This is a genomic window from Pantoea sp. X-Soil-ISGK-285 (genome assembly GCF_059730815.1).
Genome location: NZ_AP035938.1, coordinates 2,138,338 through 2,151,814, shown reverse-complemented (window position 1 = coordinate 2,151,814; position 13,477 = coordinate 2,138,338). Strand labels below are relative to the sequence as shown.

The window sequence follows — 13,477 nt, the reverse complement described above, 5'->3', positions numbered from 1 at the left end:
AAATTGCGCGAATGGAATTAATCTGCTTTTTAAAGGTTAACCTGCTGAATAAAAGGGCTATAAAGTGAAATTTGCCTTAGGGACGCTGTAAAATATTAGGTAACAAAACAGTTACATCTTCACAATTGCATGCCGATAAACCTCCTATGCCCGACGCTTGCGGGTCAACGTGTATAGGATTTTGGTATGGGAATGCTCAAAAATTTTACCATTCGCGCAGTGATGCTCTCTATTCTGGGACTGTTTTGTTTACTGTGGAGCGGCGTCGGGCTGTATAGCATTCACTCTCTTGGCGCGCTCAGCGAAGGGAATGATGTGGACCGTCATCTGGTTGAGCAAATGACGGTGCTGAGCAAAGGCAACGATCAATATTTTCGTGTCATCACGCGCTTATCCCGCGTGATGGAAGGCAAAGCCGCAGGTCAGACCCTGAACGATGAGGCTTATGCTCCGGTGCAGCAGGCGCTGGACAGCATGACCCAGCAACTGGCGCGCTTTAAACAACTGGCACCCGGCCCGATGAACCCGGATGTCGTGGATGGGGTGATTCAGAGCTGGCAAAAGCTGCTGGATGCGGGCGTTACGCCACAATTGCAGCTGGCCCGCCAGGCCTCGCCTGATGCTTATCGTCAGCAGGCAAATAACGTCACGCCGCCACTCAGTCGTGCCTTTGGCATCAGCGCAGAGAAATTCAGCCAGGGCGCAGCTGAAAAGCTGGATGCAACCCGGGTTGAAGTGGATCACCTCACCGCGATGACCAAAACGATTATTACCATCACGGTAATTATCGGCCTGTTTATTCTGCTGTTTACCGACCGCTATCTGGTGGCGATGCTGGTCCGTCCGCTGGAAAGTATTCGTACCCACTTCGCGGTCATTGCCACGGGCGACCTGAGTCAGCCGGTATCCGATTTCGGACGCAACTGCGTCGGTAAACTGGTGCCGCTGCTGAGCGCCATGCAGGATAGCCTGCGTGAAGCGGTCAGCGCCATTCGCAGCGGCACTGAGAATATCTCGCGCGGTGCCGCAGAGATTTCTGCCGGTAACAACGACCTCTCTTCACGTACCGAAGAGCAGGCCGCTGCGCTCGAACAGACTGCGGCCAGCATGGAGCAGTTGACGGCCACGGTAAAATTCAACGCCGATAATGCCCGCCAGGCCAGCCTGCTGGCAGAAACCGCCACCACCACGGCACAACGTGGCGGTCAGCTGGTCAGTGAAGTCGTCAGCACTATGGATGGCATCTCAGGCAGCTCGAAGAAAATCGCTGAAATCACTAACGTGATCAACGGCATCGCTTTCCAGACCAATATTCTGGCGCTGAACGCCGCCGTCGAAGCGGCACGTGCTGGCGAACAGGGGCGGGGTTTTGCGGTCGTTGCCTCTGAAGTGCGTAACCTTGCACAGCGCAGCGCCAATGCCGCGAAAGAGATTGCGACGCTGATTGAAGATTCGGTTCAGCGTGTAGGTAAAGGCGCCGAGCTGGTCAGCACCACCGGCGGCACCATGAACAATATTCTGAAATCGGTGCAGGATGTTGATGCGATCATGAAACAGATTGCTTCCGCCTCAGAAGAGCAGAGCAAAGGCATCTCTCAGGTGGGTGCTGCGGTAACCGAAATGGATAGCGTGACCCAGCAGAACGCCTCACTGGTTGAAGAGGTTTCTGCCGCGGCGAGCGCACTGGCATTGCAGACGGAAGCGCTGCAGGCTTCTGTGTCGAAGTTCCGTCTCTCCAGCAACCGCCAGACCGCACCGGTCATCACGAATAAACCTGCCGCGCCGAAAGCAACCGTGCTGAATGCGCCTCAGGCTAAACCGGCGGATAACGGCGACTGGGTCACCTTCTGATCCCTGCACAGCCACGCCACCAGCTCCGCCAGGAACGGTGGCGCATCCTGCGCGGGCCGTTTCAGTAAACTGTAAACCGCACCGGTTTTTGCCTCGCCAGCGAACGGCTTAATCAGCCTGCCGCTGGCTATATCACTCTCCACCAGATTGCTGTCGGCCATCGCCACACCAAACCCCTGAATCGCTGCACTGATCGCTAAGTCCATGGTGGCAAAATGCTGGTTCCGCTTCATGTTCAGTGTCACCTGCTGCGCCTGCAGCCAGCACTGCCAGTCACGCGTATCTGCCGTCGGATGCAAAAAGGTCATTGTGGCCAGTGCCGCCGGGGAGTCCGGGCGGGGTTGATCGGCTGCCATCACTGGCGTCAGCGACTCACTGAACAGGCAAATTCCGTCAGGGTGCGGCTTACCATAGACAATCGCCACATCGAAGTTCTCCAGCTGCGCGGCATGATCCAGCGTGGTGGTCAGGGCCACATGCAGTTCAGGACGATGATGCTCCAGCGCCATCAGCCGGGGCACCAGCCAGCGCATCGCACAGGTTGGCGCTTTCAGGCGAATGCTGACCTGACTACGGCGGACCTTCTCGCTGGCCTGAACCATCAGCTCAAAACCCTGCTGTAAGTCGGGCAGCAGCGCCGCGCCCTGAGGGGTCAGGCGCAGACCGCGCGCGTGGCGGTCAAACAGCGTAACGCCCAGCCACTGCTCCAGCGCGGCAATTTTACGACTGACGGCGCCCTGCGTCAGGCAAAGTTCGCGGGCAGCGTGAGTCAGATTGAGATGTCGGGCGGTCACCAGAAAGGCGTGAATGGCATTAAGCGGCAGCGATAAGCGTGACACGGTGAACCTCAGCTATGCATTTTTTTCATGGCTATTATGACGACATTTCGCTTGCCGACTCAAGTCGCAGCCCGTTGAATAGCTATTTACCGCATCTGAGCGGTTAAGCCCCTGACGGAGAGAGTATGTCCCTGAAAACGCCTGTCGCTATCCACTCAAAATTGCCGGACGTCGGCACCACTATTTTCAGCGTGATTGGCCAGCTTTCGGCGCAGCATCAGGCGATTAACCTGTCGCAGGGCGCGCCCAATTTCCCCTGTGATCCGGCGCTGGTCGACTCAGTCAGCCGCGCGATGCAGGAAGGACATAATCAGTATGCCGCCATGATGGGCTTGCCCGCCTTACGCGACGCGCTTGCCAGCAAAGTGCAGGCGCTCTATGGACAACAATATGATGCCGCCAGTGAAGTGCTGATCACCGGCAGCGCCAGCCAGGGGCTCTATATGGCGATCACCGCGCTGGTTCATCAGGGCGATGAGGTGATCTTCTTTGAACCGGCGTTTGACAGCTACGCGCCGGTGGTGCGGTTGCAGGGCGGTAAACCGATTGGCCTGAAGTTGCAGGTGCCGTCATTTGCTATCGACTGGGATCAGTTGCGGGCAGCAATCACGCCGCGCACCCGGATGATCATTATTAATACGCCGCACAACCCCAGCGCGCAGGTGCTGACCCCCGACGACCTGAATCAGCTGGCAGCCTTAATCCGCAACACCGATATCGTGGTGCTCTCCGATGAGGTTTACGAACATATTCTGTTTGATGGGCGACCGCATTGTGGGATGGCGACGCATCCGGAGCTGGCAGCCCGCAGCGTCATTGTCTCTTCGTTTGGCAAAACCTTCCACGTCACCGGCTGGCGGGTAGGCTACTGTCTGGCACCGGCAGAGCTGATGACTGAGCTGGTGAAAGTACATCAGTTTATGATGTACGCCGCCGATACGCCGATGCAGGTCGGTTTCGCACACTATCTGCAGACGCCAGAGAACTATCTGTCGCTCAGTGCCTTCTATCAGCAGAAGCGCGATCGGCTGATCGCCCTGATGCAGAACTCCCCGTTCCGGCTGCTGCCGAGTGCTGGTTCATTCTTTATGCTCGCCAGCTATGGACATTTCAGTGACGAACCGGACAGTGAAATGGTAAAACGTCTTATCGTCGATCACGGTGTGGCGACCATACCGCTGTCGGCGTTTTATATGGATGGCACAGATAACAAACTGATTCGGCTCTCTTTTGCCAAAGACGAGACGACACTTGAGGCTGGCGCGGCTGCGCTATGTGCTTTTTCTCGCTGATTCACGCCACCGCGTGAGGCAGCTCGGGGAACAGGTAACCAGGACTTTTCGGGGTAAATGACATAATGAAGAAACTGAACGCGCTTTTTCTCGCTCTGGGCATGATGACATCGGTACAGGCACTGGCACAGGATTTACGCTACGGCGTGGAGTCACAATATCCGCCTTTTGAAAGCCGCAATGCTAAAGGGGAACTGGAAGGCTTTGATATCGAGCTGGGCAATGCCATCTGTAAGGCGGGCAACTTCAGCTGCCACTGGGTTGAGAGCAGCTTTGATGCGCTGATCCCGGCACTGCAGGCGAAAAAGTTCGACGCCATTAACTCGGCGATGAACATCACCGAAGCGCGCGCCAGAAGCATTGCGTTTACGCAGCCGATCTACCGTATTCCGACCATGTTAGTGGCGAAGACCGGTGAAAATCTGGCACCGACTGCCGAAGGTCTGAAGGGCAAGAACATCGGTGTATTACAGGGATCCATCCAGGAAACCTATGCGAAGAAGCACTGGGAGCCGCAGGGTGTGACCGTGACCTCGTATCAGGATCAAAACCAGGTTTACAACGACATGGTCGCGGGCCGTCTGGATGGCACACTGGTGATGTCCGCTGCCGGTCAGTCTGGCTTCCTCGATAAACCGCAGGGCAAAGGCTTTGGGTTTGTTGGCAAGCCAGTCGAAGATGACGCGATTCTTGGTTCAGGCATCGGCTACGGCCTGCGCAAAGATGACGCGCAGCTGAAGCAGTCACTGGATGCGGCGATTGCTAAAGTGCAGGGCGATGGCACCATCAAAAAGCTGGCTGAAAAATATTTCCCAGGCATTGATGTCAGCGCGAAGCCATAATCGCAATCGGGCGCGTTCTGCGCCCGATTCCTCCGCTTATTCCGCCGCCAGATAACAGAGTTTTTCCGCCACCTGATAGGACTTCACAAACGACGTTACCGGCAGAAATTCGAAGCGTGAATGGAAGTTGTGCGCGCCGGTAAAGAAGTTCGGCGTCAGCAGACCTTTGGCTGACAGCGCGGCACCGTCTGTACCGCCACGCATCGGAATCACCTTCGGCTCAATCTCCAGCGCGGCAAAGGCACTGAAGATCAGGTCAATCGCCCGACGATCTTCACCCAGGGCATTGCTGATATTGCTGTAAGTATCGCTGATACCCACGCTCACCTTGCCGGTGGGGTAACGCGCCGCCAGATCCTCTGCTGCCTGCTGCAACTGCTGCTTACGTGCCGCAAAGCTGGTCAGATCAAAATCACGGATTGAGGCCTTAAGCGTCGCCTTGCTGGCGTTGGCCTGAATCTCATTGAACCAGATATAGCCTTCACGGCCTTCAGTGTGCTCCGGGGTCTGCTGCCGATCAAACAGGCTGATATAGTCATGGGCCATCAGCAGCGGATTGACCAGCACCCCTTTGCCCGACATCGGATGGGCCGGTACGCCGGTAAACACAATTTCTGCAGCGGCAGCATTGAAGTTTTCATAGACCACTTCGCCCAGTTCGCAGCAGTCGATGGTCCAGGCGAAATCAACATTAAAGCGCGTTTCCAGATCCAGCGCTTTCGCGCCGCGCAGCCCAATCTCTTCGTCCGGCACAAAGGCCACCACGATGTCGCCGTGGTCGCCGTTAAGGTTCTGCATCAGCGTCATCACCACGGTGACCGCCGCTTTGTTGTCCGCGCCCAGCACGCTGGTGCCGTCGCTGAAGATCACCTGCTGACCGACGTAGGGCGCGATCTCCGGATGTTCATCGCGGCGCAGCCAGATATCCTGCTCTGCATTCAGACAGAGATCTTCGCCCTGCCAGGTGAGGATCTGCGGGTGGATATCGGGCGACAAACCGACATCAACGGTATCGATATGCGTAATAAACCCGATGCGCGGCGCGTCAGGCCGGTTGCCGCGTTTCACCGCCGTCACCGTGGCATGCTCATCAATCACTACCTCATCCAGCCCTGACGCGCGCAGCTCATCCGCCAGCAGTTCCGCCATGGCGTGCTGGCTCGGCGTGCTGGGCAGGGTGGTGGATTTGGCATCGCTCTGACTGCTGATGGCGAGGTAACGGAAAAAACGTTCTGTGAGCTGCGACTCAAGTTTGTCTGTCATCACTATTCCTTATTAGTCAGCCACCGGCGGGGTTCGTTATGGTGCCGAATCGTGCTATCAATGAAGCATCTGAATGATTCATTTAGATATTGTGATCACCGGAAGTCAATACAAAGCGAGGATAATAATGAAAATCAAGATAGCCACCTTAGCGCTTGTTACGGCTGGGATAGCGCTGGCTGGCAGCGTTAACGCCAAAACGCTGGTCTTCTGTTCTGAGGGATCGCCAGAGAACTTTAACCCGCAGCTCTATACCTCCGGGACCAGCGTTGACGCCAGTGCGGTGCCGGTTTTCAACCGGCTGGTGGACTTTACGCCTGGCACCACCAACCTGGTGCCCAGCCTGGCGGAACGCTGGGAAATCAGCCCGGATGGCACGGTTTACACCTTCCATCTGCGCAAGAATGTGAAGTTTCAGAGCAATAAAGCCTTCAAACCCAGCCGCGACTTCAACGCCGACGATGTGATCTTCTCGTTTATGCGCCAGATGGACCCTAAAAATGCTTACCACAATGTCTCTGGCGGCACCTATTCCAACTTCGAAAGCCTGGAGCTCTCCACGCTGATTAAAAGTATCGACCGGGTCGATGACCACACCGTACGTTTTACGCTGTCCCATCCGGAAGCGCCGTTCCTTGCCGATCTAGCCTGGTATTTCGCCTCGATCCACTCGGCGGAATATGCAGACGCGATGCTGAAAGCGGGGACGCCGGAGAAGGTCGATATGAACCCGATCGGCACCGGACCGTTTGAGCTGGTGCAGTATCAGAAAGATTCCCGCATTCTCTACAAAGCGTTCCCGGACTACTGGCAGGGTAAGGCGAAGCTCGATCGGCTGGTGTTCAGCATCACGCCGGATGCCTCCGTGCGTTATGCCAAGCTGGAGAAGAACGAGTGTCAGGTGATGCCTTTCCCTAATCCCGCCGATCTTGAAAAGATGCGCGCTAACCCGGATATCACCCTGGAACAAAAGGCGGGTCTCAATACCGGCTTCCTGGCGTTTAACACCACCAAAGCGCCAACCGATAACGTCAAAGTGCGCCAGGCGCTGGCGATGGCGATCAACAAACCGGCAATAATCGAGGCGATTTTTAAAGGCACCGGCACGGTTGCGAAAAATATCCTGCCACCGGGCGTCTGGAGCGCCGACAAAGATCTGAAAGATTACGACTACGATCCAGAGAAGGCCAAAGCCATGTTGCAACAGGCGGGTGTGAAACCGGGTACCGAAATTGCGCTCTGGGCGATGCCGGTTCAGCGGCCTTACAACCCGAATGCGCGCCGCATGGCGGAGATGATTCAGTCGGACTGGGCTAAAGTGGGCATCAAAGCCAATATCGTCAGCTATGAGTGGGGCGAATACCTGAAACGCGTGCGCAGCGGCGAGCATCAGGCGGCGCTGATGGGCTGGACCACCGCCACCGGCGATCCGGACAACTTCTTTGGCCCGCTTTACAGCTGTACTTCTGCACAGGGCGGTTCCAACTCCTCAAAATGGTGCTATCAGCCGTTCGAGAAGTTAATCACCGAAGCCCGCGCCGAGCCGGATCAGGGCAAACGCACCGCGCTCTATCTGCAGGCACAGCAGATGATGCATGACCAGATGCCTGCGGTGATGATTGCGCACTCCACCATCTTTGAGCCGGTGCGCAAATCGGTCAGCGGCTATCAGGTCGATCCGTTCGGCAAACACATCTTCTATCAGGTTGATATTAAGCAGTAAGTGATTGCCGCTAAAAACTTAGCCCCACTTCCAAGTGGGGCTCTGTTTATGCACTAAAGTCAGGGTTTATATGACCGCAATGATAAAGCTCAACGCGAAGGGAACACGAGCAGGGAGGAAAGCGTCCCGCCGCCCGGATAAAAACGCCGGGAGCGTTTTTGAACAACGCAACGCGTTGGCCCGGCTACGGGCGCACCTCAGGGATGAGGTGCGTAATCGCGTGGGCCGGGCATGCCATGGATGGCGACTGTTGCGACTTTCCGATCGGGTCGTGTTTCCTAAGCCAGCACTATCTGACAGCCATCCAGCGCAGACTTTAACAACCAAACTCCTTTAAGCCTGTACCCCTCATCCCATCCTCACCTGCTGATCCATCTCCGTCAGCCGCTGCTGCAAAAACTGCAGAAACAGCGTCAGCGCCGCATTCCGCTGGCGGCCGGACACCGTCTGAAGCTGCAACGTACGCTGACTCAGCTGATCCACCCCCATCGAACGCAACACCAGATTTTGCGTGTCGCGCTCAAACAGCAGGGTAAACGCACTGCAAATGGTTACTGCCTGCGGGGTATGCAGCAAAAAGTGGTAGAGCGTAGCGAAATAGTCGCAGGTCAGCACCGGCTCGAACACGCAGTCGTTCATCTGACAGGAGAGGTCAAACAACTGCCGCACGGTAGTATGCTGACCTGGCAACGCCAGCGGCCAGCCATGCAGATCGGCCAGCGTCACCTGACGCGACGCTAGCGGATGCGACTGATGCATCGCCAGTAACACCGGCGCCGGCCACGAGCCGAGCACCTCAACGCTGCGCTCCGGCTGCAGACTGAACTGCAGCGCAACATCGCATTCCCCAGCTCTGACGCATGCCGCCACGCCCTGCGAGTGCGTCACGTTAAGCGCAAACAGCACGCCGGGATTGGCCTGACGAAACTCCGCCAGCAGACCCGGCAGCAGACTGAACGCCATTCCGTCGGTGCAGGCGATGCGGATCAGGCTGCGCCGTATTGCTTTCAGCCCCTTAATCTCCGCCAGCGCATATTCCATATCGAGCTGGCTCTTGCGCACATGATGCGCGAATATTTCACCCGCTTCGTTCAATACCATGCCGCGTGCATGCCGCTCAAACAGCGGCACACCCACCTGTGTCTCCAGACGCTGAATCTGGCGACTAATCGCCGACACCGCCACAAAGAGCTGCTCGCTGGCGGCGCTGAGCGATCCGCACTGTACGACCGCCAGGAAATAGCGGATCTCACTGCTTAACATGGTGACTCCAACAAAACGCATCATAAAAGGGCAGGCGTGGCTTGCTTTAAAAGCAAGGCTCACTCGATAAATTAATAATTGTGGCAAAGAGAGAAGTTTGTCAAAGATAAAGCACGATAAAAAGAACAGACAGGGCAAACATGACAGAGCAACAGACCGTTGACCAGGCGATGCACTATTTCGACAGTGGCGAGTTTCAGCAGCTGCTGGCACGACGAATTTCCTGCGTGACCGAAAGCCAGCACGCCAGCAGGCAGGTGGAGCTGGAGAACTATCTGCAGCAGGAGATCGGCCCGCAGCTGGCGACGATGGGATTTACGCTGCACCCGTTTGAGAATCCGCAGCCCGGCAGCCCGCCGTTTCTGATCGCCACGCTCATTGAAGATCCCTCCAGACCGACGCTGCTCTGCTATGGCCACGGCGATGTGGTGTTCGGCGACGATGAGAACTGGCGCGACGGTTTATCACCGTGGCGACTCACGGCTGAAGATGACCGCCTGTACGGGCGCGGCAGTGCGGACAACAAAGGCCAGCACTGCATCAATCTCGCGGCGCTGGAGCAGGTGTGGCAGGCACGCGGTGGCGCACTGGGCTTCAACTGCAAAATCCTGTTTGAAATGGGTGAAGAGATCAGCTCGCCAGGGCTGGCGGAGATTTGCCAGCAGCAGCGGGCGCTGTTACAGGCCGACCTCTTTATCGCCTCTGATGGCCCGCGACTGAACGCGGTGCGGCCGACACTGTTCCTGGGTTCGCGTGGCGCGGCGAACTTTCGTCTGACTATCAGGGCGCGCGACAACGCCTATCACTCCGGCAACTGGGGCGGATTGCTGAGCAATCCCGGCACCCAGCTGGCGAATGCGCTCGCCTGCCTGGTGAATGCAAAGGGTGTATTGCAGGTCGCCGCGCTGAAACCGGACTCCCTGACCGATGCGGTGCGCGCCATCCTCAGTGATATCGAGGTGGGCGGAATGCCGGGCGATCCGGCGCTGGCCGACGGCTGGGGAGAACCTGGCCTGACGCCTGCGGAGCGTCTTTATGGCTGGAACACGCTGGAGGTGCTGGCGTTTGAAACCGGTAACCCGGCGCGCCCGATGAACGCCATCCCCGGCAGCGCCACGGCGGTGTGTCAGCTGCGATTTGTGGTCGGCACCGACTGGGAAAATCTGGTCCGGCATGTCGAAAGTCACCTGCATCAGCACGGCTTCGATAACGTCAGCGTGGAGTTTATGCGCGGTTCACCTGCAACGCGACTCGATCCGCAGGATCCGCTGGTGACCTGGGCGCTGGACACGCTGGCCCGCAGCAGCGGTAAAAAACCGGCGCTGTTGCCCAATCTCGGCGGTTCACTGCCCAATGAGGTATTTGCCGATATCCTCGGCCTCCCGACGCTGTGGGTGCCCCATTCCTATCCGGCCTGCGGCCAGCATGGCGTTAACGAACACATGCTCACCTCTGTTGCACGTGAAGGGCTGGCGATCATGACCCGCCTTTTCTGGCAACTGGGTGAAGAGGGCGAACAACTGATGTCGCGCCACCATCAGTGGCGGAGAGGTGAACAATGAGCAGCATCGCGCAGAGTACTCCGCAGGTGAAACCGAGCCTGCACAAAACGCTGTTCGCTACCTGCATTGGTAACGCGCTGGAGTGGTTCGACATCGCGGTGTATGGCTTCTTCGCCAGCTACATCGCGCACGTCTTCTTTCCGGTCAGCGATCCGTCAGTGTCGCTGCTGCTGACCTTCGGCAGCTTCGGCATCTCATTCCTGATCCGTCCGCTGGGTGCCATCGTGCTGGGCAACTATGCCGACCGTCATGGCCGTAAAAAAGCGCTGCTGCTCTCAATCAATCTGATGATGCTGGGCGGGGCGATCATTACCTTTATGCCGGGTTACGCCACTATTGGTCTGGCGGCGCCGCTGCTGATTATCCTGGCGCGTCTGATTCAGGGCTTCTCTGCCGGAGGCGAATTTGGCAGTTCCACCGCTTTCCTGGTAGAGCACTTTCCGGAGCGCAAAGCCTTTATCGCCAGCTGGCAGTTCGCCACACAGGGCGCCAGTACTCTGATGGCATCGGCGTTCGGCCTGGGGCTGACACACTGGCTGAGCGAAAGCGAGATTCAGGCGTGGGGCTGGCGTATCCCGTTTGCCTTCGGCTTACTCATTGGGCCGCTGGGGATCTACATTCGCCGTCACGTGCAGGAGCCCGCCAGCTTTGCGACGCAGGAGAAGGAAGCCGCACCGCTGAAAACGCTGTTCGGGCGGCAGAAAGCGCTGATCACCCTGGCGATTGGGGTGATGGTGATCTCGACCGCCGTCAACTACATGCTCAATTACATTCCGACCTACGCCACCAAAACGCTGCATCTGCCGGGGTCAGTGGCCTTTACCGCCACGCTGGTCGCAGGGATTATCCTGACGGTGGTGACGCCCATAATGGGATTGTGGGCGGAGCGGATAGGCCGATTGCCGCTGATGTGGGGATCGCTGCTGCTGTTGATGGTCACGATCTATCCCGCCTTCAAATGGATGGTCGATCACACTACGCCCACCACGCTGATCCTGCTGGTGGCGTGGATGGCGCTACTCAAGTCGGTCTATTTCTCCACGGTGCCGTCGGTGATGGCCGATCTCTTCCCGGCGACCACGCGCGCCAGCGGCATGGCGATTAGCTACAACGTGGCCGTGACGGTATTTGGCGGGTTTGCACCGTTGATTTGCAGCATGCTGATAGCCGCCACCGGCAGCAGTCTGGCGCCTGGATACTACCTGATGGCCGTAGCCGTGCTGAGTGGCATCGCGCTGCTGCGCTGCAGTAAGCGGGTGGCATAAAAGAGTGGGCCAATTACTGGCCCACTCTGGTACTGACAACGTCAGGTACGGGAGGAGGTAAGATCGAGCCAGTGATTAACTGAACTGTAAATAGGCAACATGGGTCTGCAGATACTCCTCCAGACCATGTTTTCCATCGGCACCGCCGACACCCGATTTACGCCACCCGGCATGAAATCCCTGCATCGCTTCGAAGTTTTCACGGTTAACATAGGTTTCGCCGAACTTCAGCTTTCGCAGCGCGGTCATGGTGGTATTCAGATTCTGCGTATAAATCGAAGAGGTCAGCCCATACTCGCAGTCGTTGGCCAGCGTAATCGCCTCGTCAAGCGTTTTAAAACTCATCACCGGCAGAACCGGGCCAAAAATCTCCTCCTGCATAATCGTCATCTCCTGGCGCACCTCAGTCAGCAAGGTGGGCTGGAAAAAGAAGCCTCTGTCTCCGGCGCGCTTGCCGCCCAGAACCACTTTCGCCCCTGCGGCGACGGCCTCTGCCACCTTCTGCTCCACCCGATCCCGTGCTGCGGCATTAATCAGCGGACCCATATCGATATCGCTGCGTTCGGCCGGGTCGCCAAATGTCACCTGCTGAAACGCGGCGGTCAGTGCGCTGATAAAACGATCGTAAATGCCTTCCTGCACATAGAGCCGCTCTACGCAATTGCAGACCTGGCCGCTGTTAATGATCCGCGAGCTGACGACCGCCCGCACAGCCAGCTCGAGGTCGGCATCATCCATCACGATGGCGGGGGCTTTGCCACCCAGTTCCAGCGACACTTTGGTGACATTTTTAGCCGCGGCTTCCATGGTGGCAATGCCCGCACCGACGCTTCCGGTCAGACTCACCAGACCGACCTTAGGATTTGCTGCCAGCTCCTGTCCCACTTCCGGTCCCAGACCATAAACAAAGTTAATGACGCCAGCAGGCAGACCCAGCTTTTGTATGATGTCGGCAAAAAGTGCCGCATTATTCGGTGTCAGCTCACTGGGTTTGATCACGATGGTGTTTCCGGTGATCAGGGCCGGCGCCGCTTTGCGGGCAATGAGGAAGAAGGGGAAATTCCACGGCAGTATTCCGGTAGTGACGCCGATCGCTTTTTTGAACAGGAAGATGTTTTCGTTGGGGCGGTCACTGTTGATGATCTCACCTTCATAGCGCCGCGCCCACTCCGCCATGTAGTCGAGGTAGTCGGCGGTGAACATCACTTCGGTCTTCGCCAGTCCCTGGGTTTTTCCACCCTCAGCCACAATGGTTGACGTCAGTTCAGGCTCACGCTGGCGGATGGCGGTGGCAATTTTGTGCAGCCAGACGCCACGCTCTACTGCAGGCAGCGCTTCCCATCCAGGCTGAGCCACTTCTGCGGCGCTGATAGCAAGGCTGGCATCCTGACGACTGCCCTGGGGAATACGGGACAGCAACGCCTCCGTGGACGGATTGATCACTTCAATCCACCGGTCACCCTGATGGGCAACAAATTCGCCATTAATGTAATGTTGATGATGTGTTGTCATTAGCTTAGCTCTCCGCTATCGATACGTTGCAGTAATGTGATAGCAGGGTGAAACAGATTGCTCAG

General features: G+C 57.3%; 10 protein-coding genes. 6 read left to right on the top strand and 4 right to left on the bottom strand.

All coding sequences use genetic code 11. The features are described 5' to 3' along the window. Positions 1 to 186: 186 nt before the first annotated feature. Positions 187 to 1,851, top strand: coding sequence for a methyl-accepting chemotaxis protein (locus AC6I8B_RS10290; protein WP_064691337.1), 1,665 nt, complete (start codon positions 187 to 189; stop codon positions 1,849 to 1,851). Here AC6I8B_RS10290 and AC6I8B_RS10285 read toward each other — a convergent pair. Then, positions 1,809 to 2,690 carry a LysR substrate-binding domain-containing protein gene (locus AC6I8B_RS10285; RefSeq protein WP_010244709.1) on the bottom strand — a complete coding sequence of 294 codons (882 nt, stop codon included), beginning with the start codon at positions 2,688 to 2,690 and terminating at the stop codon, positions 1,809 to 1,811. The genes AC6I8B_RS10290 and AC6I8B_RS10285 overlap by 43 nt on opposite strands. 125 nt (positions 2,691 to 2,815) lie before the next feature. Here AC6I8B_RS10285 and AC6I8B_RS10280 point away from each other — a divergent pair, with 125 nt between their 5' ends. After that, positions 2,816 to 3,982: a methionine aminotransferase gene (locus tag AC6I8B_RS10280; protein ID WP_157352217.1), complete on the top strand. Its 1,167-nt coding sequence runs from the start codon at positions 2,816 to 2,818 to the stop codon at positions 3,980 to 3,982. Positions 3,983 to 4,047: 65 nt separating this feature from the next. Beyond that, positions 4,048 to 4,824: a transporter substrate-binding domain-containing protein gene (locus tag AC6I8B_RS10275; protein WP_010670199.1), complete on the top strand. Its 777-nt coding sequence runs from the start codon at positions 4,048 to 4,050 to the stop codon at positions 4,822 to 4,824. 36 nt (positions 4,825 to 4,860) lie between these two features. On the opposite strand, the gene pepT is transcribed toward AC6I8B_RS10275, so the two are convergent. Beyond that, on the bottom strand, positions 4,861 to 6,087 hold the full coding sequence (gene pepT / locus AC6I8B_RS10270; RefSeq protein WP_033787793.1) for a peptidase T: 1,227 nt from the start codon (positions 6,085 to 6,087) through the stop codon (positions 4,861 to 4,863). Positions 6,088 to 6,214: 127 nt separating this feature from the next. Between pepT and AC6I8B_RS10265 the strand changes: the two genes are divergently transcribed. Beyond that, positions 6,215 to 7,810: an ABC transporter substrate-binding protein gene (locus AC6I8B_RS10265; RefSeq protein WP_157352212.1), complete on the top strand. Its 1,596-nt coding sequence runs from the start codon at positions 6,215 to 6,217 to the stop codon at positions 7,808 to 7,810. A 348-nt stretch (positions 7,811 to 8,158) separates the two neighbouring features. Here AC6I8B_RS10265 and AC6I8B_RS10260 read toward each other — a convergent pair whose 3' ends face one another. After that, a complete protein-coding gene (locus tag AC6I8B_RS10260) occupies positions 8,159 to 9,073 on the bottom strand; it encodes a LysR family transcriptional regulator (protein ID WP_157352210.1) in 915 nt (304 codons plus the stop codon). A gap of 140 nt (positions 9,074 to 9,213) precedes the next feature. Here AC6I8B_RS10260 and AC6I8B_RS10255 point away from each other — a divergent pair, with 140 nt between their 5' ends. Continuing rightward, the gene (locus AC6I8B_RS10255; RefSeq protein WP_157352207.1) at positions 9,214 to 10,635 is read left to right on the top strand and encodes a M20 family metallopeptidase; all 1,422 of its coding nucleotides are present in this window, start codon (positions 9,214 to 9,216) and stop codon (positions 10,633 to 10,635) included. After that, positions 10,632 to 11,900: an MFS transporter gene (locus AC6I8B_RS10250; protein WP_010244731.1), complete on the top strand. Its 1,269-nt coding sequence runs from the start codon at positions 10,632 to 10,634 to the stop codon at positions 11,898 to 11,900. Before AC6I8B_RS10255 ends, AC6I8B_RS10250 begins: the two co-directional genes overlap by 4 nt. Positions 11,901 to 11,975: 75 nt before the next feature. On the opposite strand, the gene aldA is transcribed toward AC6I8B_RS10250, so the two are convergent. Further along, the gene (gene aldA, locus AC6I8B_RS10245) at positions 11,976 to 13,412 is read right to left on the bottom strand and encodes an aldehyde dehydrogenase (protein ID WP_497817427.1); all 1,437 of its coding nucleotides are present in this window, start codon (positions 13,410 to 13,412) and stop codon (positions 11,976 to 11,978) included. Positions 13,413 to 13,477 lie beyond the last annotated feature (65 nt).